A 23,226-nucleotide genomic window follows, 5' to 3' on the forward strand; every position below is an offset into this window, starting at 1 on the left:
GAAGGAGACGCCCCATGACACCGGCTCCCACCCCCGAGGTGCTGCAGGCCCCTCTGGTCGTCGAGTTCCCCTTCACCCGCTCCCTCGGCCCCGTCCAGAGCGCCTTCCTCACGGGACTGCGCGAGTGCGTCGTGCTCGGCGTACGGACCGCCGACGGCCGGGTGCTCGTCCCGCCCGTCGAATACGACCCGGCCACCGCCGACGAACTGCGCGACCTGGTCGAGGTCGCCCCCACCGGCACCGTCACCACCTGGGCCTGGAACCCGGCCCCGCGCCGTGGTCAGCCCCTGGACACCCCGTTCGCCTGGGCGCTGGTCCGGCTCGACGGCGCCGACACCGCCCTCCTCCACGCCCTCGACGCGCCCGGCCCTGACGCCGTGCGCACCGGCATGCGGGTACGGGTCCGCTGGGCCGGTGAGCGCACCGGCGCCATCACCGACATCGCCTGCTTCGAACCGTACGACGGCGACGCCACCCACCACGTCACCCCGCACAACGGGGAGTTCGCCGACCCCGTCACCGGCATCGTCGCCCCCGCCCGCCTCGACTACACGTACGCGCCCGGCCGCGCCCAGTCCCGCTACCTCGCCGCCCTCGCCGGACAGAAGACCGTCGGCGAGCGCTGCCCGTCCTGCCGCAAGGTGTACGTACCGCCCCGTGGCGCCTGCCCCACCTGCGGCGTCGCCACCGACGAACAGGTCGAGGTGGGCCCCGGCGGCACCGTCACCACCTTCTGCATCGTCAACATCAAGGCCCGCAACCTCGACATCGAAGTGCCGTACGTCTACGCGCACATCGCCCTCGACGGCGCCGACCTCGCCCTCCACGGCCGCATCGGCGGCATCCCGTACGACCAGGTGCGGATGGGGCTGAGGGTGACGCCCGTATGGACCGAGGGCGGCCGCTACCCCGACCACTACCGGCCCACCGGCGAACCCGACGCCGACTACGACACCTACAAGGAGCTGTTGTAGATGCGAGACGTCGCCATCGTCGCCTTCGGGCAGAGCGGAACCCGGCGTACCAGCGCCGAGGTCTCCGAGGTCGAGATGCTGATGCCCGTCCTCCACCAGGTGCTCGGCGCGGTGGGCCTGCGGGCGGGCGAGATCGACTTCACCTGCTCCGGCTCCTCCGACTACCTCGCGGGCCGCGCCTTCTCCTTCACCATGGCGCTGGACGGCGTCGGCGCCTGGCCGCCCATCTCCGAGTCCCACGTCGAGATGGACGGAGCGTGGGCGCTCTACGAGGCCTGGGTCAAGCTGCTGACCGGCGAGGCGGACACCGCGCTCGTCTACGCGTACGGCAAGTCCTCGCCCGGCGACCTGCCCGAGGTCCTGACCCGCCAGCTCGACCCGTACTACGTCGCCCCCCTGTGGCCCGACTCGGTCTCCCTGGCCGCCCTCCAGGCGCAGGCGCTCCTCGACGCGGGCGCCACCGATGAACGCGCCCTCGCCGAGGTCGCCGCGCGCGGCCGCAACGCCGCAGCCGACAACCCGCACGCCCAGGTGACCCGCTCCGCCCCGCCCGCCGCCCTCCTCGACACCCCGTACCTGGTGCGGCCGCTCCGCCGCCACGACTGCCCGCCCATCGGCGACGGCGCCGCCGCCGTGGTGCTCGCCGCCGGGGACACCGCGCGGCGGCTGTGCGCCCGGCCCGCCTGGATCCGCGGCATGGACCACCGCATCGAACCGCACGGCCTGGGCGTACGGGACCTCACCCGCTCCCCGTCGACCCGGCTCGCCGCGACCCGCGCCGGGGTCTTCGACGCGCCCGCCGACCTCGCCGAACTCCACGCCCCGTTCACCTCGCAGGAGATCATCCTCCGCCGCGAACTGGAGCTGGGCGACGGCGTACGCGTCAACCCGTCCGGCGGGGCCCCGGCCGCCCACCCCATGATGGCCGCCGGGCTCATCCGGCTCGGCGAGGCCGCCGCCGCCATCCACCGTGGCGATGGTGACCGGGCGCTCGCCCACGCCACCTCCGGCCCCTGCCTCCAGCAGAACCTGGTCGCCGTCCTGGAAGGGGAGACCTTGTGAACACGTCGGGGAAGGAACCGGTGGCCGTCGTAGGCGTCGGCCAGACCAAGCACACCGCCGCCCGGCGCGATGTCTCCCTCGCCGGGCTGGTCCGGGAGGCCGCCGTACGGGCCCTGGAGGACGCCGAGCTGACCTGGGCGGACATCGACGCCGTCGTCATCGGCAAGGCGCCCGACTTCTTCGAGGGCGTCATGATGCCCGAGCTGTACCTCGCCGACGCGCTCGGCGCGGTCGGCAAACCCATGCTGCGCGTGCACACCGCCGGATCGGTCGGCGGCTCCACCGCGCTCGTCGCCGCCAACCTGGTCGCCGCCCGCGTCCACGGCACCGTGCTCACCCTGGCCTTCGAGAAGCAGTCCGAGTCCAACGCCATGTGGGGGCTCTCGCTGCCCGTCCCCTTCCAGCAGCCGCTGCTGGCCGGGGCGGGCGGCTTCTTCGCGCCGCACGTCCGCGCGTACATGCGGCGCACCGGCGCGCCCCCGGCCGTCGGCGCGCTCGTCGCCTACAAGGACCGCCGCAACGCCCTGCGCAACCCCTACGCCCACCTCCACGAACACGATCTGACGCTGGAGAAGGTGCAGTCCTCGCCGATGCTGTGGGACCCCATCCGCTACTCCGAGACCTGCCCCTCCTCCGATGGCGCGTGCGCCATGGTGCTCACCGACCGCACCGGCGCCGACCGCGCCCCCCGCCCGCCCGCCTGGATGCACGGCGGCGCCATGCGCAGCGAGCCGACGCTCTTCGCGGGCAAGGACTGCGTCTCGCCGCGCGCCGGGCGCGACTGCGCCGCCGACGTCTACCGGCAGGCCGGGATCACCGACCCGCGCCGGGAGATCGACGCGATCGAGATGTACGTACCGTTCAGCTGGTACGAGCCCATGTGGCTGGAGAACCTGGGCTTCGCGGAGGAGGGCGAGGGCTGGAAGCTCACCGAGTCGGGCGTGACCGAGATCGGCGGCGAACTCCCCGTCAACCCCTCGGGCGGGGTGCTGTCCACCAACCCCATCGGCGCCTCCGGCATGCTCCGCTTCGCCGAAGCGGCCCTCCAGGTGCGTGGCCAGGCGGGCGAACACCAGGTCGAGGGCGCCCGCACGGCGCTCGGCCACGCCTATGGCGGCGGCTCGCAGTTCTTCGCGATGTGGGTGGTCGCGGCGACGCCTCCCACCGGGTGAGCCCGCGCCCCGCCGGACAGATCACTTCCCCCTTTCGTGGCCTGTCCGGCGCCGCCCGCGATCGCTAGGGTGGGGCCGGGACGACGATCCGGGAGGAGCCGACACGTGGCAGACACCACCACGACCGCACAGCCGCTCAGGGGCAACGGCGAGAAGCCCGACCTCGACCTCACGAGCGCCCAGTGGCAGTCGAGCAGCCAGGGGGTGGGCGATGTCGAGATCGCCTTCGTCGAGGGCTTCATCGCGATGCGCCACGGCCGCCGTCCCGAAGGCCCGGCCCTGATCTTCACCCCGGCCGAATGGCGCGCCTTCGTCCTGAACGCCCGCGAGGGCGAGTTCGACCTGACCTGAAGCCTCATCCGAGTACGACGCAGCCCCGCTCGACGAGCGCCCGGACGACCGGGCCATGGTCTACGCCCTCGTCGAGCGGGTTCCAGCGCAGGTCGAGCTTCTCCAGACCGGGCAGGTCCGCGAGCCAGCCGGGAAGCGCCCGGATCCGGTTGCCGCGCAGATCGAGTTGGCGCAGCCGCGGAAGTCCGCGCAGCGGCTCGGGCACCTCGCTCAGCGCGTTCTCCCGCAGCTCCAGGTGGCGCAGCTGACGCAGGTCGCAGACCCCGGAGGGCAGGGCGGTGATCCGGTTGCCGCGCAGCCACAGCTCCCGCAGCGAACCGAGCCGCCCGATCGAGCCGGGCAGCCCGGTCAGCCCGGCGTACTGGGCGCGCAGCTCCACCAGCCCTGCCAGGCCCCCGAGTTCCTCCGGAAGCCGCCGCAGCCGTCCGAGGCGGGCGGGAGGTGGGTGAGCCGTCCGGCGCTTGAGGACCACGTCCCAGCCCGTCCGGCGATTGAGGACCGGGGGTCCGGGGGCAGAGCCCCCGGTTGCGGGGAGGGGCGGGTAGGGGAAACGCGCAGGCCGGTGCGCTGCCAGATCTCGTCGGGGGCTGCGGCGAGCCCCGCCTTCCACAGGTTCAGGGTGTCGGTCACTCGCCTTTGATACACGAACGGCCCGCCGGGGCGGGCCGTTCGTGCGTAGCGTGTTCGATCAGGCGGGGCCGGGGGCGCTGAGGCCGGCCCACGGTCGTTGGCGGCCGTCGCTGACCGCCGCTATGCCCCGTTCGTCGTAGCGGGCCGTCCGCAGGGACCAGCCCAGGTTGCCGCACATCACATGGCGCATCCCGTCCACGTAGTGCTCCACGTCCCGGCGCAGATCCGCCCCCGCGCCCGCCTCCCGCAGCAGCCCGGGCAGCCGGTCGGCGGTCTGCTCGAACCAGTGGTAGCGGGCGTTGGCGAGGTGCGCGATGTGCTCGACCGCGTCCTCCAGGGAGCCGCCGTGCCGCTGGTGGCGGACGATGACGGTGTTGTGGACGTCCCCGGCGGCCAGCTCCTTGTCCAGGGAGGCGATGTCGTTGGTGAAGACGACGACGTCGTCCGTGGCCTCCCGCATCCGGGCCAGCGGGTGGCCGCCGTGGAGGGCGGCGGGCAGGGCGTAGCCGCCGAAGCGCTCGTTCAGGTCCAGGCACGGCTGCACGCCGATCGAGTGGCGGCGCAGCGCGAGCACCGCGTCGACAGAGAGCGGGGGGCCCTGGGGGCCGGTGCGGTCGAGGGCCTCGCGGTGGTAGGAGTGCAGATACTCCAGCCAGTGGTGGCGGAAACGTTCCCGCCACACCGGCGGCCGGTCCGCGTGGATGCGCCGCCACAGATCGCGGAAGCTCTCCAGCAGGGGCCCGCCGCCCGCCCCCGGCGCGTCCTCCGGTTCCTCGGTGACCCGTATGACGTCCTGGATCATCCGCGCCACCGCCTCCGGGCGGCAGCCGAGTTCACCGTCGAACTGATCGTCGAACACGAAGTACCAGCCGATGAGGTCATTGCCCACATCCAGCTCCGCGCCGGTCGTCCGGGGGTAGAACAGGCCGTTGAGCAGCTCGAAGCGGAGCGCGTCGTACTCGGCGACCGCGCCCCCGGCGCCGAACACGCCGTACCGCGACAGCCATTGGACGGTGTGCACTCTGGCGGCCCCGGTTCCGGGGCTGGGGTCGGCCGAGGCCGGAATGTCGAGCAGGGCCGCCCGGCTCAGCAGCGCCGCTTGCCGGGTGTGCGGATGCGAAGTGGTCGTGTACGTCGTGTTCATGGCGATATCGCCCCCCTTCGGGATCAAGGGAGGGCCGCGCCGCCACTACCACAAGCCCCCGAGGCGACGGGCCGACCCGATGAATCCGGTCATCCTCGCGTGGTGAACGTGCCATCGATAGAGCGCGAGTTGAATTGGCGTGTGCCAATGGCAATGCCAGAAGGAAATACCCGCATACCGGGCTACGGAGCGTGCCAGACAGGCTACGCTCGGCGTTACGTGCCGAAGGGGAACGAACGTGGCGGACATGATGGACCGGCAGGACCGGACACGTCGGGCACTGCTGGAGCGGGAGGCGGAACTCGCCGCGGTCGACCTGGCGTTGACCGATCTGTGCGGCACCGATCCCGGTGACCCGTCCGGCACCCGCACCGGCGGAGTGATCGCCTTCGCCGGACCGGGCGGCGTCGGCAAGACCGCGGTGCTCGGCGAGATGCGCCGCCGCGCCGCCCACCGGGGCTGCACCGTGATGTCGGCGCGCGGCGGCGAGCACGAGCAGGGCGCCGCGTTCCACGTCGTACGGCAGCTCTTCCAGCCCGTCCTCGCGACGACCGGCGAGGAGGAGCACCGCAGGATCCTGGGCGGCTGGTACGACATCGTCGCGCCCGCCGTGGGCCTGGTGGTCTCCGGCAGCGGCGGCTCACCCGATCCGCAGGGCGTGCGCGACGGCCTGGACTGGCTGGTCACGCGGTTCGCGGTCGAGCACGCGCCGGTCGTCATGATCCTGGACGACGTCCACTGGGCCGACCCCGAATCCCTGGACTGGCTCCTGCGGTTCGCCGCCCGCGCCGTGGACCTGCCGCTGCTGCTCGCCGTCGGCTACCGCCCGGAGGACCTGAGCGCCGACGCCGCGGCGGTGCGCGGCCTCACCGAGCGCCAGGGCTCGCGGCCGCATGTGCTCGCCCCGCTCACCCCGGCCGGGGTCGGCCGCATCGTGCGGGACGTTCTGGGTGAGGAGGCCGACGAGGCGTTCTGCCGCGAGTGCTGGGCGGTGACCGGCGGCAACGCCTTCGAGATCGTCGAGCTGACCGCCAAGGTCCGCGACCGCGACCTGAAGCCGCAGTCGGTCAACCTCGGCGCCCTGCGCGAGCTGGTCGCCGCCGCGAAGGACAGCGGTCTTGGCGACCGGCTGACCCGGCTCGGCACCGCCGCCGTCCGCCTCGCCTGGGCCGTCGCCGTCCTCGGCATCTAGGCCACCCCGTCGCTGACGGCCAACGTCGCCGGGCTCAGCGAGACCGAGGCCGCCGAGCAGGTGGTGCGGCTCGCGGACGCCCGTATCCTCGCCCCGCCACGGCAGGGCACCCACGGCGGCCAGCCGCTCGAATTCCTCCACCCGCTCATCGCCACCGCCGTCTACCAGGCGATCCCCGGCGCGCTGCGCGTGGCCATGCACGGCCAGGCCGCCTCCGTGGTGCTCGCCGCGGGCCTGGGCTCCGCGGCCGCCGGGCGCCATCTGCTGGAGATGCACCCGGAGGGCGACTCCCAGGTGGTGCGCCACCTCAGGGACGCCGCCCGCGAGTATCTGCGGGCCGGTGCGCCCGACGCCGGGCGCCGCTGCCTCGCCCGCGCCCTGCGCGAACCGCCCGCCCCGGAGGAGCGCGCCGCGGTCCTGTACGAGCTGGGCTGCTCCGCCCAGCTCACCGAGCCCTCCGTCACCGTCAACCATCTGCGGGCCGCCCTGGAGGAGCCGGACCTCGGCCCCGACCTGCGCGAGGCGATCACCTACCGGCTCGCCCAGGCGTACGGCCACAGCGGCCGCATGGAGGAGGCCGCGGAGGTCGTCGCGGCCGAGGTCGGCCGCGCCACCAGCGCCCGCACCCGGCTGCGGATGCAGGCCGAGCAGTTCATGTGGAACATGTTCCGGGCCGACGAGCGGGAGTCCCCCGCCCGCTCCCGGCGCCTCGCCCGGCTCGCCGACCACCTCACCGGTCGGGGCATGGCCGAGCGCTATCTGCTGGGCCTGCGCGCCTGGGACGCGATGACGCGCGGAGAACCGGCGGCCACCGCCCTCCACTACGCCGAGGAGGCCTTGGGCGACGGTTTGAGCTGGACCGACGACGACTGGGGCTTCGAGGTGCCCATCCTGGTCGCCCTGATCTTCCTCCACTGCGACCAGCCCGGACGCGCCGAGGCGCTGTTCAACACCGGCATAGCCGAATGCGAGCGCAAGGGCTGGCGCGGCTCCCACCTGGCGTTCGGCATCACCCTCCTCGGATACGCGCGGCTGCGCCGCGGAGCGCTCGTCGAGGCCGAGGAGCTGGCCCGCGAGGGCATGCGCATCGCCGACCTCGTGGGCTCCTCGACCCCCGCCCACTGGACCGCCGTCGGCACCCTCATCGAGACCCTGATCAGCCGTGGCCGGATCCGGGAGGCCCAGGAGTTCGCGGCCGGGCACGGCGGCGAGATCCTTCCGCAGGCCGTGCTCTGCCCCGACGTACCCACCGTCCGTGGCGAACTGCTGCTGGCCTCCAACCTGCACGGCGAGGCCCGGCAGCAGCTCGCCGACGTCGGCAGCCGGATGGACGGGCGCGGCATGCGCAACCCCGCCTGGTGCCCCTGGCAGCTCCACATGTCCCAGGCCCTCGCGCTGACCGACCCCCGCCAGGCCGCCGAGGTCGCCGACGACGCGGTGCGCCGCGCCCGCCAGTTCGGCACCCACTCCGCGATCGGCCGGGCACTGCACAGCGCCGCCGCCGTGGCCCAGGGCTCGGAGCGGATCAAGCTGCTGGCCGAGGCCGTCAGCCATCTGGAGCGCTCCCCGTCCGCGTACGACCTGGCCGTGGCCCTGGTCGACCACGGCGCCGCCCTGCGCCGCGTCGGCCTGCCCCAGGAGGCCGGGGACCGGCTCTACCGCGGGCTGGAGGGCGCCGTCCAGTGCGGCGCGGACACCCTGGCGACCCGGGCCCGCGACGAGCTGTCCGCCGCCGGGCTGCGCCCGATGCAGCTGCGGGTCGACCACACCAGCCCCCTCACCTCGCAGGAGCAGGCCGTCGCCGAGCGAGCCGCCGAGGGCTGGCCGGACGCCCGGATCGCCGAGGCGACGGGCCTCGCGGAGCGCGACGTGGCCCGGCTGCTGTCCGACGTCTACCGCAAGGTAGGCACCGACCGCAGTGGCCTGGCCACCCTCTTGGGCCCACCCGCCCCTCACGCCCGCAGCCCACGGACTGAGCCCGGGGACGCCTAGGCGTCAGCGCCGGGGGCCGCCTGGTGCCCCGTACCCCGGGGCGGCCCGATGACTGAGCCCGCAGCGCCAGCCGACCGATCCCGGGGCTGCCGCCGACCGAGGCTGGGGCGCCTCCGTGCCTGAGCCCGGGGCGGCCCGATGGCTGAGCTTGGGGCGTCCCGGCGGCCGGGCCCGGGGGTGGCCAAGAGGCCTGGGTTCGCGGCGCCCTGCCGTCCCGGCCCCGGGCCGTAGGAGGCTGCTCCCGGGCGGGGGAACGGGGGGCGGGGCACGTACCATGTCCGCATGTCCTTCCTCCGCCGCCGCAGCGCCGCCACGCCCACCGGGCCGGACTTCGATGTCCTGGCCATGGATCCGGGGGACTGGCCCGGCGATCTTGGCGCGGGGCTGCTGCCCGCACCGGACGGCACCTGCCAGGGCGTCTTCCTGCGCTACGACCTCTTCGGCGGACGCGGCCCGGCGATGATCATCGGGAATCTGCCCGAGGGATCCCCGGCCCGCGAGGTGGCCGAGGGGCAGGCTCCGTTCGAGGTGACCCAGCTGCTGGCGGCCCTCGGCAACGAGGAGCAGGTACAGGTCGTGGACACCGAGGACACCCCGGTCATGCACGACGACAACCTCCTCATCGTGCGCCGGATCAAGCTCTCCGAAGGCCGGATCTCCTGCGCCCAGTTCGACCGCAGCGACGGTGTCCTCGTCACCATCGCCAGCTGGGACCGGCCGATCACGGACGACCTGTACCGGCTGCTCAAGCCGCTGCCCGCGGAGATGTTCCAGCAGGGCTGAGGGGGAGGCGCCCCGATGGGCCGCACGACGCTCTGGTACGACAGCCCGGCGGCGGACTGGGAGCGCGAGGCGCTGCCCATCGGCAACGGCACGCTCGGCGCTATGGTCTTCGGCGGCACCGCCCGGGAGCGGATCCAGTTCAACGAGAAGTCGTTATGGACCGGTGGTCCAGGACATGAGTCGTACGACCACGGCAACTGGCGTGAGCCCCGCCCCGGCGCCCTCACCGCCGTCCAGCGGCTGATCGACGAGCGCGGCGCGGCCGCTTCCGAGGACGTGGCGGCCCGGCTCGGGCAGCCACGCTCCCGCTACGGCGCCTACCAGCCCTTCGGTGACCTCTGGCTGGACATCCCCGGCGTGCCCGGGACCCTGGACAGCTATCGGCGCCGCCTGGAGATCGGCCAGGGCGTGGCCCTCGTGGAGTACACCGCCCACGGCGGGCGGCACCAGCGCGAGTTCTTCGCCTCGTACCCCGATCGGGTGATCGTCGGACGGCTGAGCGCCGCCCCGTGGGACGTCGGCTTCACCCTGCGCCACACCTCACCCCACCCCGGCGACCACCACGTCACCGCCCACGACGGGCGGTTGACGATCCGCGGCGCGCTGGCGGACAACGGGCTGCGCTTCGAGGCCCAGGTGCGGGTGGTGTGCGACGGCGGCACCGTGACCACCCAAAAGGACGGCACGCTCACCGTCACCGGCGCCCGCAGCGCCTGGTTCGTCCTCGCGGCCGGGACCGACTACGCCGACACCCACCCCCACTACCGCGGCGAGGCCCCCCACCGGGCCGTCACCGAGGCCGTGGACGCCGCCGTGGACCACGGCTATCCCACCCTGCTGAGCCGCCATGTCCGCGACCACCGCGCCCTGTTCGACCGTACGGTGCTCGACCTCGGCGGCCAGCCCCCGCCCGGCCTGCCCACCGACCGGCAACTCGCCGCGTACACCGGCGGGGACACCCCGGCCGACCGGGCTCTGGAGGAGCTGTTCTTCGCGTACGGCCGCTACCTCCTCATCGCCTCCTCGCGCCCCGGCGCCCCGCTCCCCGCCAACCTCCAGGGCGTCTGGAACGACAGCGTCCAGCCCGCCTGGTCGGCCGACTACCACACCAACATCAACCTCCAGATGGCCTACTGGCCCGCGCACGCCCTCCATCTCGCGGAGACCGCCGAGCCACTGCACCGCTTCATCACCGCCCTGCGCGCCCCCGGCCGGATCACGGCCCGCGAGATGTTCGGCGCCCGGGGCTGGGTCGTGCACAACGAGACCAATCCGTACGGCTTCACCGGCGTCCACGACTGGCCCACCGCCTTCTGGTTCCCGGAGGCGGCGGCCTGGCTGGTCCACCACCTCTACGAGCACTACCGCTTCACCCTCGACACCGGCTTCCTGCGGGACACCGCGTACCCGGCGATGCGGGAGGCCGCCGCGTTCTGGCTGGACACACTGCGCCCGGACCCCCGGGACGGCACGCTCGTCGTCTCGCCCGGCTACTCGCCCGAGCACGGCGACTTCACCGCCGGGCCCGCCATGTCCCAGCAGATCGTCCACGACCTGCTCACCGCCACCCTGGAGGCCGCCCGCACCCTCGGCGACGACCCAGCCTTCCAAGCCTCACTGCGGCGCGCCCTGGACGCCCTCGACCCGGGGCTGCGCATCGGCTCCTGGGGCCAGCTCCAGGAGTGGAAGGCCGACCGGGACGACCCCGCCGACACCCACCGCCACGCCTCCCACCTCTTCGCCCTGCACCCCGGACGGCAGATCGCCCCGGACAGCGAGTGGGCCGGGGCCGCCGCGGTCTCGCTCGACGCGCGCGGCGACGGCGGCACCGGCTGGAGCAGGGCGTGGAAGGTCAACTTCTGGGCCCGGCTGCGCGACGGCGACCGCGCCCACCGGCTGCTCGCCGGACAGCTGACGGATTCCACCCTCCCCAACCTGTGGGACACCCATCCGCCGTTCCAGATCGACGGCAACTTCGGCGCCGCCGCCGGGATCGCCCAGATGCTGCTGCAGAGCCACCGGGCGGTGCTGGACGTCCTGCCCGCCCTGCCGCTCCGCTGGCCGGACGGCTCGGTGCGCGGGCTGCGCGCCCATGGCGACCTCACGGTGGACATCACCTGGCGCGAGGGGCGCGCCCGTACCCTCACCGTGGCGGCGGGACAGGACGGACCGGTGCGGATACGCGGCGACCTGTTCGCCCGCCCGTACACCGCCCATGACGACACCACGGGCCACGAGACGCCCGTACGCGACGACACCGGTTCCGGGGACGTCCGTACGGTCACGCTCGCGGCCCGCGGCGGCCACACCTACCGCTTCACGGCGCGCTGACCTACCGGCCCGACCGCCGCACCCGCACATCGGCGGCCCGGACGAACGCCACCCGGTGCCCGAACTGGATCTGGTAGTACACGTCCTGACCGCGCACCACCTTGTGCCCGGCCTGATCGAACGTGACCGCCCACAGATACTCGCCCTGGGTCCGCAGCCCCAGCGCGTACCGCTGCCCGGCGAGCAGCTTGTACGGCAGTGGCGAGACCGCCTGCACCGGTACGCCCTCCGGGTACGCCTCCTTCTCCGGGTAGGCGCGCCCGTACACCGGCACCTCCGCCAGGCCCGGCTTCGGGGTGACGACGAGCCCCTTGGCGTACACGGCCGTGGGCCGCCGCCGGGGATTGCGGAACCACGCCTGCTGGCCGAGGTACCAGATCGCCGTCCAGTCGCCCTGCCGCCCCGCCACCGCGTACTGCTGGCCGGTGGTGGCGCGGGCGCCGGTGTCGTTGACGCCGGTGGTCGAGTCGGCGCCGTCCGGCCGCAGCCCGATGTCCTTGACCAGCGGGGCGTCGCCGCTCGGCGCGGTGTGCAGCCGCACCGCGGACGAGCCGTGCGGGGCGCACACCTGACCGGCCTGCTCGCAGCCCGTGTACACCGGCTCGTATCTCTCGTAGTCCGGGCGGATGGTGACCAGCCCCCCGGAGGCGCCCGCGGTGCGGTGGAACGGCGCGCCGAGGAGGCTGAAGTAGTGCGCCCAGTCCCAGTACGGGCCCGGGTCGGTGTGCATGCCCCTGATGGTGGCGGCCGTCGTGCCGGGCACATTGTCGTGGCCCAGGATGTGCTGACGGTCCAGCGGGATGTCGTACCGCCGCGCCAGCCACTTCACCAGCCGGGCCGACGAGCGGTACATCGCCTCCGTGTACCAGGCGTCGGGCGCGGTCAGGAAGCCCTCGTGCTCCAGGCCGATGGACTTGGCGTTGACGTACCAGTTGCCCGCGTGCCAGGCGACGTCCTTCAGCGGTACGTGCTGGGCGATATGGCCGTCGGAGGAGCGCAGCGTGTACTGCCAGGAGACATACGTCGGGTCCTGGACCAGCTTGAGGGTGGTGTCCCAGGAGCCCTCGGTGTCATGGACGATGATGTAGTCGATCGACTGGGAGACGGGGCGGTTGCCCAGGTCGTGGTTGCCGTAGTCGTTGTCCCCGAACTGCTCGTAGGGCGCCGGGATCCACTCGCACGACACATCGCGCGGCGCCTCGACATGCGGATCCCGCTTGGGGTCCGGCAGGCCGAGCGACCGCAACTGGCGCCGATCCGGGACGACCTTGGGGACGGCGTCGAGCGTGACCCGCTCACCGTCGCCCGTGGTGCGCGCCGCGCCGTCGCGGATCACGTCGTAGACGTCGTCGGCGAACACGGCGGCGGCCGGGGCGCTGTTGGCGCCGCAGTACGCCGCCACCGCCGCGTACCAGTCGGCCGGGTCCTCGCTCGGCGGCAGCCCCAGCCGCTTCTGCGTGGCGGCCAGCAGGGCGGCGCCACCGCGCACATTGGCCGCCGCGTCGCCGCGCAGCACCTCGGCGGCCAGGCCCGTCAGCTCGGCGGCCCGGTCCAGGGTGCGCAGCCGCGCGGGCAGCTGCCGTGGCTCGGACACCGAGGCCTCCGGCACGGGCAGGGGCCGCGCCTGGTCGCCCCGGGCGTCCTCGGTGCCCTGGCTGTGGTGCGGGCCCGTGGAGAGGGCGGTGAAGGCGTCGGTGAGGTGCATGGGGCCGTAGCCGCCGGTGACGCTGGCGGCGCCTCGGTGGCCGTCCCAGCGGGACTGCAGATACGACACGCCCAGCAGCACGCTCAGCGGTACTCGGTGCTCCTTCGCCGCCGCAGCGAAGGCCCGTTGCAGCGACCTGGCCGCGCCCGGCGACGGCTGGTCGCCCGATGGCCGCTGATCGGCCCGGGCGGCCGGTACCGCGGCGACGACCGGAAGCAGAAAGGCGGCGGACGCGGCGGCGCCCGCGGTGCGCAGCGCCGTACGGCGGTCGGGGCCCGGTCTGTCCGCGCCGGTACCTGAGCCGCTGTCCGAGTCGTGAGTGCTGTCCTGTGCGGATCCTGGCATTGCAGCCTCCTCAAGGTGGGCTGAGCCGAACCGTAGCCGTGCCTCACCTCCACCGGAGGCACGGCACGGCCTACAGCTATCCGCTGCCAGGCGATCCGTCAATCACCGTCGCGCGAAGAAGGCTTCGCACCCCACCTAACGGACACTCACCGCGTGCCCACCGCGGCCCGCACGGCACGCCGGGCCATCCCGCAGTCGTCATGCAGCCGCCGCAGCAGCAGCCGCTGCTCCTCCCCGGCGGCCATCACCCCCGGCACGACCGGCGCGGGATCGTGCATGGTGCGCTGCACGGCGGTCTCGTACCGGCGGATCTCCCGGGTGAGGACGAGCATCAGGTTCACCAGGAAGGCGTCCCGCGCCGCCGGACCCGCCGACTGCGCGAGCTGGCTGATCTGACGCCGGGCCACCGGGGCGTCGCCCAGCACCGCCCACAGCGTCGCCAGGTCGTAGCCGGGCAGATACCAGCCCGCGTGGTCCCAGTCGATCAGGACCGCGCCCGAGGGGGACAGCAGTACGTTGTTCAACAGGGCGTCGCCGTGGCAGAACTGGGCCGGGAGCTGCCGCCCCGCCGCGTGCGAGACGCCGCGCAGCAGCTTGCGCACATCGCCCATGTCCCGGTCGGTCAGCAGCCCCAGCTCGTGGTAGCGGGACAGCCGCGCCGCGTAGTCCACGGGGGCGTCGAACAGGTCACCCGGTGGCCGCCACTGGTTGATCCGGCAGATCGCGCCGAGCGCGGCCCGCACATCGGCGCGCGGTGGCGCCTCGGTGGGGTGGCGCTGCGCGGCCACGATCCGCCCGGGCATCCGCTCGATGACCAGCGCGCAGTTGTCGGGGTCGGCGGCGATGAGCCTCGGCACCCGCACGGGCGGACGCTGCCGTACGAACGTGCGGTACATCGCTATCTCGCGACGGAACCGCTCGGCCCACGCTGGAGAGTGGTCCAGCAGGCATTTGGCGACCGCCGTGGTGCGGCCCGTGGAACCGAGCAGGAGGACGGACCGCCCGCTGCGCCGGAGCACCTGGACGGGGTTGAACTCCGGGCAGATGCGATGGACCGAGGCGATGGCGGTGCGCAGCTGGGCACCCTGGGGGCCGGACACATCGAGTCTTCCGCTGGGCGGCACGGAGCCGAGGGCGGGGGTCCGCCGGGGGCGGCCGCCGGGAGCGGGATCGAGGTACGGCCCATTGCCGGGCAGCTGCCGCCGGTACGGCCGAGGTGGGGCGGACACGGAGGACGACGCTGCGTACATGGGCGAGACAGATCCCTTCGTGTGCCGACGATGTACGTACGCCCCCGGCCCCGGTGACGGGGCCGCACCCTGGGGAATGCGGCTGGCATGTGCCAAATGGCAATCTCCAGCTGGATTTTCCAACTGGATTTTCCACCTGGGATTTCCAACTGAGATTTCCAACCATCACCGGGCCGGGTAGCGCACTCCTACATCACACCCGCGCGCGGGTGGCACACCATCTGGCGGACCCTGGCGAACCCTGGCGAATAGTCGCACGGCTCGTGACGGGCCCGTTACTGTCAAGTCAGCCGAGGATCCTGGGGGCTTGACGTGACGAGGGAACCCAACACCCGTCTTGCGGACCTTTTCGGCCTCGCCGGCTGGTCCAAGGGAGAGCTCGCGAGGCTCGTGAACCGGCGTGCGGCGGCCATGGGCCACCCGCAGCTGGCGACCGACACCTCGCGGGTGCGGCGTTGGATCGACACCGGCGAGACGCCGCGCGATCCGGTGCCCAAGGTGCTGGCAGTCCTGTTCACCGAGCGCCTCGGTCGTGTCGTGACCATCGAGGACCTCGGGTTCGGACGAGGTGGGCGCGCGGGAAAGGGGCAGTCCGCCGACGGGCTGCTCTGGCCGCCCGAGTCCACGGCCGCGGTCCTCACCGAATTCACGGGAATGGACCTTATGTTCAACCGACGCGGCTTGGTGGGTGCGGGCGCCGCGCTCGCCGCAGGATCCGCCATCACCGGTGCCATGAGCGAATGGCTGCTCTCCGACCCCACCCTCGCCACCGACGCGCCCCGTTCCGACAACCCCCTCTCCGCCGAGCCCGCGGGCTTCGACCGCTATGAGGCAGCCCCGGTGGGCTCCCAGGAGGTCGACGCGCTGGAGGCGTCGGTCGACGTCTTCCGCGCCTGGGACGCGGCCCGTGGCGGCGGGCTGCAGCGCAAGGCCGTGGTGGGCCAGCTCAACGAGGTGGGCGGGATGCTCGCCTATCGCCACCCCGAGGATTTGCAGCGCAGACTGTGGGGTGTCGCGGCCAATCTGGCCGTGCTGGCGGGCTGGATGTCCCATGACGTGGGCCTGGAGCCCACCGCCCAGAAGTATTTCGTCATCGCCGCGCACGCGGCCCGGGAAGGCGGCGACCGGCCCCGGGCGAGTGAGGCGCTGTCCCGCGCCGCCCGTCAGATGGTGCACATCGGCCGCCCGGACGACGCCCTCGATCTGATGCGGCTGGCCTTCTCCGGCGCGGGCGAGGAGGCGCTGCCCCGCACCCGCTCCATGTTCCGCACCATCGAGGCCTGGGCGCACGCCTCGAAGGGACACGGCCAGGCGGTGCGGCGCACCCTGGGCGAGGCGGAGGAGCTGTTCGTCTCCGATGAGGACCGGGGGGCACCGCCGAGCTGGATGCAGTTGTTCAACGAGGCGGATCTGCACGGGATGCAGGGGCTGGTCTACCGCACCCTGGCCGAGCACGACCCCGCTGTGGCGGCCATCTCGCAGCGGCACGCCATGGAGGCGCTGCGGATGCGGGAGGGCGGTCGTCAGCGGTCGCAGATCTTCGACCACATCTCCATCGCCTCGGCCTGCTTCATCGGCGGCGACCCGGAGCAGGGGACCGCCTCCGCCCGCCAGGCCCTGGCCACGATCGAGCAGAACTCCTCGCACCGCACCTGGGACCGGCTGCGGGAGATGTACCGGCTCACCGCGCCGTACGCGTCGTCCCCCGCGGTACGGGAGCTGCGGGCGGAGCTGCAGCAGGCCATGCCGAAGACGATGGGCCACCAGAAGGGAGCCGGAGGAGGGGCGAAGGGGGCGGGCGGGGCGGCGAAGAGCGCGGCCGTCTAGCGGCCGTCCGGTCAGCGGCAGCCCATCAACCGGTTCAACCGATCATCTCAGCCGGTTCAACCGATCATCGCGAGCAGTACGCAGGCGTCGCCCTCACGCTGCTCGTCGTCGAACTCCTCGGCCACCACTCGTACGCACTCCTGGGTGCCACGGGCGGCGGCGAACCGTGGCGCGAGCGCGAGCAGCCGCTCGGCCGTCACCGTGGGGTCCTCGGCGAGCCCACCGGCGTGCAGCAGGAGCAGATCGCCCGGCTCCAGCCGCTCCTCGGCCTGGGTGTACGTGGCGCCCGCCGTGCCGCCGAGCAACACCCCGGCCGGGGGCCGCAGGGCGCGCCCCGCTCCGTCGCGGAACAGCAGCGGGGCGGGGTGCCCGGCCTGCGACCACACCAGGGTGCGGGTGGCCGGGTCGTACCGCCCGCAGACGGCGCTGCCCAGGGCGGGCTGCGCGGAGGCGTCGAGCAGTTGGTTGAGCCGCCCCATCAGCGGGCCCGGCTCTATTCCGGCCACCGCCATGCCGCGCACCGCGCCCAGCACCATCGCCATGCCGGAGGTCGCGGCGACGCCGTGGCCGGTGAGGTCGCCGACGCTGAGCAGGGTGCCGCCGTCGGGCAGTTCGAGCGCGTCGTACCAGTCGCCCCCGATCAGGGCGCTGTTGGCGGAGGGGAAGTAATGAGCGGCGACATCGAGGGCGGTGCTGGTGGGGCCGGTGCCCGTGGGCCGCCCGCCGTGCGCGAGGGGCGCGGAGCCGCGCCATGGCGGCAGGACGGCCTCGTGCAGCTGGACCGCGAGGCGGCGCTCGGTGCGGGCGATGTGCCGCTGGCGCTGGAGCGTGTCGCGGGACTCGCGCACCGCCCGCTCGCTGCGGCGCAGTTCGCTCACATCGCGGAGCACGGCCCACATGGAGGCGGTGCTGCCGTCGCTGTCGAGCACGGGCTCGCCCGCCATGTGCACCGTACGGACGGCGTCGTCCGCGCGGACGCCGCGGAACTCGCCGTCGATCGGCTTGCCGTCCACCAGGCAGTCCGTGACCATCGCGGTCAGCACCGGCTGATCGTCGGCGACGACCCACGAGGGCAGTTCGTCCAGGGACAGCCCGCCCTCCTCGGGGCCTCGGCCGAAGATCTGGCACAGCTCGTCGGACCACGTCACCTCGTCGGTGAGCAGGTTCCACTCGGCGCTGCCGACCCGGTGGAGCAGCGAGCCGGGCCCGGTGGGCGCGGGAGACCACTTCCGCGGTTCCGCTTCCGGGGTCTCCTTCGCCTCCCCGGGCTGCTCGGACGGCAGCCCCTCGCGCAGCTGGTCCAGATGCTGGCCGAGGTCGTCCAGATGATGGACGGCGAGATCGCACAGGGCGCGCTGCCAGCGCAGCTGGGGTTCGTACGCCGTACCGCTCAGGTCCGCCGTGGTGTCGCGCCGCACGGCCGCGATGCCGCCGCGGAGCCGCCGGGTCTGCGTGATGAGCGCGTCGACCGTGCCGCGCCGGGGCGACGGGGCGGCGGGGTGATCCGCGGAGCGGGGGGGCGGCATGTGTTCTCCGATACGGGCCGGTACGGCGCGGCGCGGCCGGGTCTGAAGGGGTCAGGGGTGTCTTGGGCCGGTAACGACTTTTGCACAGGGTGCGACGTCGCGTAAGTCGTTTGGCAATACCCGATCCGGTGGTGCTTCCGGCATATGCCCATGGCCTTCCTGGGGCAACTCGGACACGGCTCGGTGGAGGGTGCGATTCCGGGTAGGCTGCGGCGCTCGGGATTCCCTCAGTTCAGGTGTTCATCCGGCATATGGCGCCAGGACACCGGCAAGAATGCCGATCGACGGAAATCCCGTTGCCAGCGAACCCCCCGCACCGGATGCTGACCTCATGTTCGATCCAGACATAGCGCCCAGCGGTACCTTGCTCGGCCTCCTTCAGCGAGGCCGCGGCGACGGTACTCTGCATGCCCTCGCCGCGCCGCGGGCCGAGGCGCTCGCGGCACTGCACCACTGCGTGCTGCACGACCCCCGCCGTGACTGGCAGGTCGAGAACCGCTCCCTCTACTACGCCCGGCTCTGCCTGGACCTCGACGCGGACCTCGACGAAATCGAACAGCACCTGTTCCACGCCGACGATCTGGTGAACACCGACGAGGAGCGCACCGGGCTCGCCCTCGCCGTCCTCGGCCACCTCGCCGCGTACGACCGGCTCGACGCGCTGCGGCTGCTGCGCCGGTACGCCGCCGCGGGCAGCAACTGGGAATGGGCCCTGGACGAGCTGGCCCTGCGCGACGACGACGCCGGGCTGCGCGCCCTCGCCCCCGCCATCCTCGGCCGCTTCCCCGCGAACCCCGACGGCGACGCCGAGCTGGCCGCCGCCGCGCGCGGCGCCTACGAGCCGCGCCCCTGGCGGCTGTGGGCCGACGACCCGGCGCACGGGGCGCGCGTGCGCGCCGTGCAGGAGCGGGGCGCCTTCGACCGCTGGCAGCGCCAGCTGCGCCCCTCCGGGCCGCGGCCCGGCTGGAGCGTCCGCGACGTGCTGGCCTGGGCCCAGGACGAACACGACCTGCGGCCCGGCGCCCGGCGCCCCGACGCCGCCGCCCGCTGCCTCGCCGCCGTCGCCGGTCCGGAGGACCGGCCCGAGCTGCTGGCCGCCGCCGCGTCGGCCCCGGACGCGGCCCGTGCGACCGCCCTGCGGTACCTCGCGGACGTCGGCGACCCCGAGGTGCTGGACCTGGTCGAGGCCGCGGTGACCGAGCCGGACGCCTCTGAGTCCGTCTCCCGGGCCGCCCTCGGCGCGTTCGAGCGCATGCGCGGCATCGCCGCCCTGGACCGCGCCCGGATCTGGGCCCACCGCCCCGACGCGCTCGGCGGCGCGGCCGCCGCGATGCTCGCCGCCCGGGGCGGGCAGTACGACACGGGCCTCGTGCTCGCCGCCCTCCGCCGTACGGTGCGGGCCGAGGGCCCGCACTCGCAGGCCCTGTGGACGCTCGTGGACGGCGCCGGGCGCCTCGCGATCACCTGCGCCGCCCCTGTCCTGCGCCACGTCTACCGCGAAACCGCCTCCTCCCACCTCCGCGGCCGCGCCGCCCGCGCCCTGGCCGCCACCGATCCCTCGTTCGCGGCGGGTTTCGCGGTCGAATGCCTCTGGGACTGCGAGGAGACCACCCGCGAACTCGCCGCCCACCACGCCGCCACCGGTGACGCCCGCGTGGTGGAACAACTCCGCAGGCTGGCCGCCGACCCGGCCGAGGAGGCCGAGGTCCAGACCGCGGTCCGCAGCCGCATCGGCCCCGACGCCGCCGGAGTCTGACCCCTCCCCGCCGCGCGCCCCCTGGGGCGGTCCGATGCCCCGCCGCGCCGGGGGTGTCACTCGGAGTGGCGGGGTCGGTGGGATGGGTCACCGGAATCGGGCGGGGACCGATGTGTTTACGCCATGTGGTCGTCCGTAAACCCCGGGGTCGGTGCCGGGTTTCGGGGGGTTCGTCCGGCACTCGCCCGGCTTCGGAGGGCCCGGGGGCCAACGCTCACGGGACGTTTCACGGCTCGCAAGGTGCACGATGCCGGGGCCACCCTTCGTACGCCGACAACACCGGTATGCGAGTCGCCATCGTGACCGAATCCTTCCCGCCCGACATCAACGGCGTCGCTCACTGCACGCTGCAGACCGCCCAGCATCTCCACCGGCGCGGTCACCAACCCCTCGTCATCGCCCCCGCGGGTCCGCACGACGGACCGGCCGACGGGGCCGGGGACACCGACGGGACGCATCCGTTTCCCGTTGTCCGGATCCCGTCCCTGCCCCTGCCCGGCTATCCGCAGGTGCGCGTCGCACTGCCCAGCCGTCGGCTGGCCGCCGCGATCACCTCGCACCGCAGCGATCTCGTCCACCTGGCCAGCCCCTTCGTGCTCGGCGCGCGCGGGATGACGGCCGCGCTGCGGCTGCGGATCCCCGCCGTCGCCGTCTACCAGACCGACCTGGGCGGTTACGCCCGTACGTACCTTGGCGCGGGCGAGAACGCGGCCTGGCGCCGGATACGGGCCGTACACACCGCCGCCGACCGCACCCTCGCCCCGTCCACCGCCGCCGCCCGCGACCTCGACGAGCACGGGGTGCCGCGGATCGCGCTGTGGCCGCGCGGGGTCGACACCGAGCGGTTCCACCCCTCGCGCCGCGACCCGGAGCTGCGCCGCTCGCTGGCCCCCGGCGGCGAGCTGATCGTCGGCTACGTCGGCCGCCTGGCGCCCGAGAAGAACGTCGAGCTGCTGGCCCCGCTGTGCGCGCTGCCCGGCGTCCGCGTCGTCGTGGTCGGCGACGGGCCGAGCGAGCCCGCGCTGCGCGCCGCCATGCCCGGCGCCCACTTCCTCGGCCGCCGCACCGGCACCGAGCTGGCCCGCATCTTCGCCTCGCTGGACGTCTTCGCGCACACCGGCCCGCAGGAGACCTTCTGCCAGACCGTGCAGGAGGCGCAGGCCAGCGGCGTGCCGGTGGTCGCGCCCGCCGCGGGCGGCCCGCTCGACCTTGTCGACCACGGCCGCACCGGCCTGCTGGTGCCGCCCGGCGACGCGGACGAGGTGCGCGACGCCGTATCGCTCCTCTCCGCCCACCCCCGGATGCGCGCCTCGGTCGGGCAGGCGGGCCGGGAGGCGGTCGAGGGCCGCACCTGGGAGGCGATCGTCGACCAGCTGATCGACCACTACGCCGAGGTACTGATGGCCCGTACGGCGGTGGCGGCATGAGCGACGCGCCGTCCCTCCGGATCGTCCGGCTCGCCAACTTCGTCACCCCCTCCTCCGGCGGCCTGCGCACCGCGCTGCGCGAGCTGGGTGCGGGCTACCAGGCGGCCGGGCACGAGTCCGTCCTGATCGTGCCGGGGGAGCGCGACACGGACGAGCACACCCGCCAGGGCCGGGTGATCACCCTGCCCGGGCCCGCCGTGCCCGGCACCGGCGGCTACCGGGTGCTCACCGACCGGCGGCGGCTGGCCCGGCTGCTCGACGGGCTCGCGCCCGACCGGCTGGAGGTCTCCGACCGCACCACCCTGCGCTGGACGGGGGAGTGGGCGCGGCGCGCCCGCGTACCCGCCGTGATGGTCTCCCACGAGAGCGCCGACGCCGTGCTGCGCACCTGGGGCGTGCCCGAGTCGGCCGCCCGGGGCGCGGCCGACCGGCTGAACCGGCGCACCGCGCGGGCGTACGCGCGGGTCGTGTGCACCACGGAGTGGGCGGAGCGCGAGTTCGTACGGATCGGCGCGCGCAATGTCGTACGCGCCCCCCTGGGGGTCGACCTCGGCCACTTCCACCCGTCCCACTTCGACGGCGCCCTGCGCGAGCACCACCGGGGCGGCGCCTCGGTCCTGCTCGTCACGTGCACCCGCCTGTCGCCCGAGAAGCGGCCGGGCCGCGCGCTCGACGCCCTCGCCGAGCTGCGGCGGCGCGGCGTCCCGGCGGCGCTCGTCGTCGCGGGCGACGGCCCGATGCGCGCCCGGCTGGAGGCCCGCGCCCGCGCGGAGGGGCTTCCGGTGACCTTCCTCGGCCACGTCGGCGACCGGTCCCGGCTGGCCGCGCTCCAGGCCAGCGCGGACGTCGTCCTCGCCCCCGGCCCGGCGGAGACCTTCGGGCTGGCCGCCCTGGAGGCGCTGGCGTGCGGGTCGCCCGTGGTCGTCAGCGCCCTGTCCGCGCTCCCCGCCATCGTCGGCCCGGCGGGCGCGACGGCGGCCGACGACGGTGCGGCGTTCGCGGACGCCGTCGCCGAGGTCCTGGCCCGCCCCGAGCCCGTACGCCGCGCCACGGCCCGGGCCCGCGCCGAGCGCTTCGGCTGGCCCGCCGCGGTCGACGCCTTCCTGGCCGCCCACGAAGCGCCCGCCGCCACCCGGCCCGACGGCCGGACCCCGGCCCGCACGGCGGCCGGCGGTGCGCGGTGACCACACCGCGCGCTTGCCGTGGCCGCCGACCGTATGCCACGCCCCGTACCGACCCGCCGGTCGGCCCGACGGTGCCCACCACCCCGCCCGACGGCCGCGCCGTACCAGGGGTGACCGGAGGGGCGTCGGTGCCCCCGCCGGGCGGCCCGACCCTCCCGGGCGCCCGGGCCGCTGACCCCGTGGTTGCCGGGGGCGCTCCCCATGCGGTGACCGGCGGCGACGCCCTGCTCGCACGGTCGGCCCCGGGCGGGACCGACGCCCGCCCCGCCGGGTCGCCCAGGGGCCGGGCCGACGCACGCCCCATCCCGGACGAGCCCGCAGCGGTGGTGATCCCGTCCGGCGGCTCCGCAAGGGCTCACGTCGCTGCCGCCGCCGCTCCACCGCCCCCACCGACCCCGCCCACCCAGCCGCCCCGCCACGCCGGATCCGCCGACCGGCGGTGCGCCCCGGCGCCACCGCCCCGGCACCTGGTGCGGTCCGTCCCGGACGGGCCGGTCTGCCCGGCTGTGCCCGCTCCCGTCTCGGCGGCTCCGGAGGGCCTGGACGTCCACCGGGCGGTGAACGTAGCTTCAGGG

The 23,226-nt window shown here is 74.3% G+C and carries 15 protein-coding genes and 1 pseudogene; 11 read left to right on the plus strand and 5 right to left on the minus strand.

Annotation, left to right across the window (positions count from 1 at the left end; all coding sequences use genetic code 11):
• The first annotated feature begins 14 nt into the window (after nucleotides 1-14).
• From ACFV9T_RS20910 to ACFV9T_RS20925, 4 genes are all read left to right on the plus strand, one after another.
• Entirely contained in the window at nucleotides 15-974 is a 960-nt protein-coding gene (locus tag ACFV9T_RS20910) for a Zn-ribbon domain-containing OB-fold protein (protein ID WP_385442432.1), read from the plus strand.
• Nucleotides 975-2,036 carry a thiolase domain-containing protein gene (locus tag ACFV9T_RS20915; protein WP_385442434.1) on the plus strand — a complete coding sequence of 354 codons (1,062 nt, stop codon included), beginning with the start codon at nucleotides 975-977 and terminating at the stop codon, nucleotides 2,034-2,036.
• Nucleotides 2,033-3,208, plus strand: coding sequence for a thiolase domain-containing protein (locus ACFV9T_RS20920; protein WP_385442437.1), 1,176 nt, complete (start codon nucleotides 2,033-2,035; stop codon nucleotides 3,206-3,208). The genes ACFV9T_RS20915 and ACFV9T_RS20920 overlap by 4 nt, the downstream gene beginning before the upstream one ends.
• Before the next feature lie 105 nt (nucleotides 3,209-3,313).
• Nucleotides 3,314-3,559 carry a DUF397 domain-containing protein gene (locus ACFV9T_RS20925; protein WP_385442440.1) on the plus strand — a complete coding sequence of 82 codons (246 nt, stop codon included), beginning with the start codon at nucleotides 3,314-3,316 and terminating at the stop codon, nucleotides 3,557-3,559.
• Nucleotides 3,560-3,563: 4 nt separating this feature from the next.
• Here the strand turns inward: ACFV9T_RS20925 and ACFV9T_RS20930 are convergent, their stop codons facing one another.
• Nucleotides 3,564-4,031 (minus strand): leucine-rich repeat domain-containing protein, encoded by a 468-nt coding sequence (locus ACFV9T_RS20930; RefSeq protein ID WP_385442443.1) that lies wholly within the window; start codon nucleotides 4,029-4,031, stop codon nucleotides 3,564-3,566.
• A gap of 216 nt (nucleotides 4,032-4,247) precedes the next feature.
• Entirely contained in the window at nucleotides 4,248-5,333 is a 1,086-nt protein-coding gene (locus ACFV9T_RS20935) for an isoafricanol synthase (protein WP_385442445.1), read from the minus strand.
• Between the two features lie 250 nt (nucleotides 5,334-5,583).
• Here ACFV9T_RS20935 and ACFV9T_RS20940 point away from each other — a divergent pair.
• From ACFV9T_RS20940 to ACFV9T_RS20950, 3 genes and pseudogenes are all read left to right on the plus strand, one after another.
• Nucleotides 5,584-8,517 (plus strand): annotated as a pseudogene (locus tag ACFV9T_RS20940) (ATP-binding protein).
• Between the two features lie 282 nt (nucleotides 8,518-8,799).
• A complete protein-coding gene (locus ACFV9T_RS20945) occupies nucleotides 8,800-9,300 on the plus strand; it encodes a hypothetical protein (RefSeq protein WP_009713271.1) in 501 nt (166 codons plus the stop codon).
• 15 nt (nucleotides 9,301-9,315) lie between these two features.
• On the plus strand, nucleotides 9,316-11,631 hold the full coding sequence (locus tag ACFV9T_RS20950) for a glycoside hydrolase N-terminal domain-containing protein (protein ID WP_385442446.1): 2,316 nt from the start codon (nucleotides 9,316-9,318) through the stop codon (nucleotides 11,629-11,631).
• A gap of 1 nt (nucleotide 11,632) precedes the next feature.
• Here ACFV9T_RS20950 and ACFV9T_RS20955 read toward each other — a convergent pair whose 3' ends face one another.
• Nucleotides 11,633-13,681, minus strand: a complete 2,049-nt coding sequence (locus ACFV9T_RS20955; protein WP_385442448.1) for an N-acetylmuramoyl-L-alanine amidase — start codon at nucleotides 13,679-13,681, stop codon at nucleotides 11,633-11,635.
• A 146-nt stretch (nucleotides 13,682-13,827) separates the two neighbouring features.
• Nucleotides 13,828-14,931, minus strand: coding sequence for an aminoglycoside phosphotransferase family protein (locus ACFV9T_RS20960; protein WP_385442451.1), 1,104 nt, complete (start codon nucleotides 14,929-14,931; stop codon nucleotides 13,828-13,830).
• A 312-nt stretch (nucleotides 14,932-15,243) separates the two neighbouring features.
• On the opposite strand from ACFV9T_RS20960, the gene ACFV9T_RS20965 reads away from it, so the two are divergent.
• The gene (locus ACFV9T_RS20965) at nucleotides 15,244-16,758 is read left to right on the plus strand and encodes a hypothetical protein (RefSeq protein ID WP_385442452.1); all 1,515 of its coding nucleotides are present in this window, start codon (nucleotides 15,244-15,246) and stop codon (nucleotides 16,756-16,758) included.
• A gap of 56 nt (nucleotides 16,759-16,814) precedes the next feature.
• Here the strand turns inward: ACFV9T_RS20965 and ACFV9T_RS20970 are convergent, their stop codons facing one another.
• Nucleotides 16,815-18,284: a PP2C family protein-serine/threonine phosphatase gene (locus tag ACFV9T_RS20970; RefSeq protein WP_385442455.1), complete on the minus strand. Its 1,470-nt coding sequence runs from the start codon at nucleotides 18,282-18,284 to the stop codon at nucleotides 16,815-16,817.
• 331 nt (nucleotides 18,285-18,615) lie between these two features.
• Here ACFV9T_RS20970 and ACFV9T_RS20975 point away from each other — a divergent pair, with 331 nt between their 5' ends.
• The 3 genes from ACFV9T_RS20975 to ACFV9T_RS20985 all read left to right on the plus strand — a co-directional run bounded on the left by ACFV9T_RS20975 (nucleotide 18,616) and on the right by ACFV9T_RS20985 (nucleotide 22,651).
• Nucleotides 18,616-20,040, plus strand: a complete 1,425-nt coding sequence (locus tag ACFV9T_RS20975; protein ID WP_385442458.1) for a HEAT repeat domain-containing protein — start codon at nucleotides 18,616-18,618, stop codon at nucleotides 20,038-20,040.
• Between the two features lie 284 nt (nucleotides 20,041-20,324).
• Nucleotides 20,325-21,467 (plus strand): glycosyltransferase family 4 protein, encoded by a 1,143-nt coding sequence (locus tag ACFV9T_RS20980; protein ID WP_385442460.1) that lies wholly within the window; start codon nucleotides 20,325-20,327, stop codon nucleotides 21,465-21,467.
• Nucleotides 21,464-22,651, plus strand: a complete 1,188-nt coding sequence (locus tag ACFV9T_RS20985) for a glycosyltransferase (protein ID WP_385442463.1) — start codon at nucleotides 21,464-21,466, stop codon at nucleotides 22,649-22,651. Before ACFV9T_RS20980 ends, ACFV9T_RS20985 begins: the two co-directional genes overlap by 4 nt.
• The last annotated feature ends 575 nt before the right edge of the window (nucleotides 22,652-23,226 follow it).

Source organism: Streptomyces sp. NPDC059850 (genome assembly GCF_042731515.1).
Classification (GTDB): Bacteria; Actinomycetota; Actinomycetes; order Streptomycetales; family Streptomycetaceae; genus Streptomyces.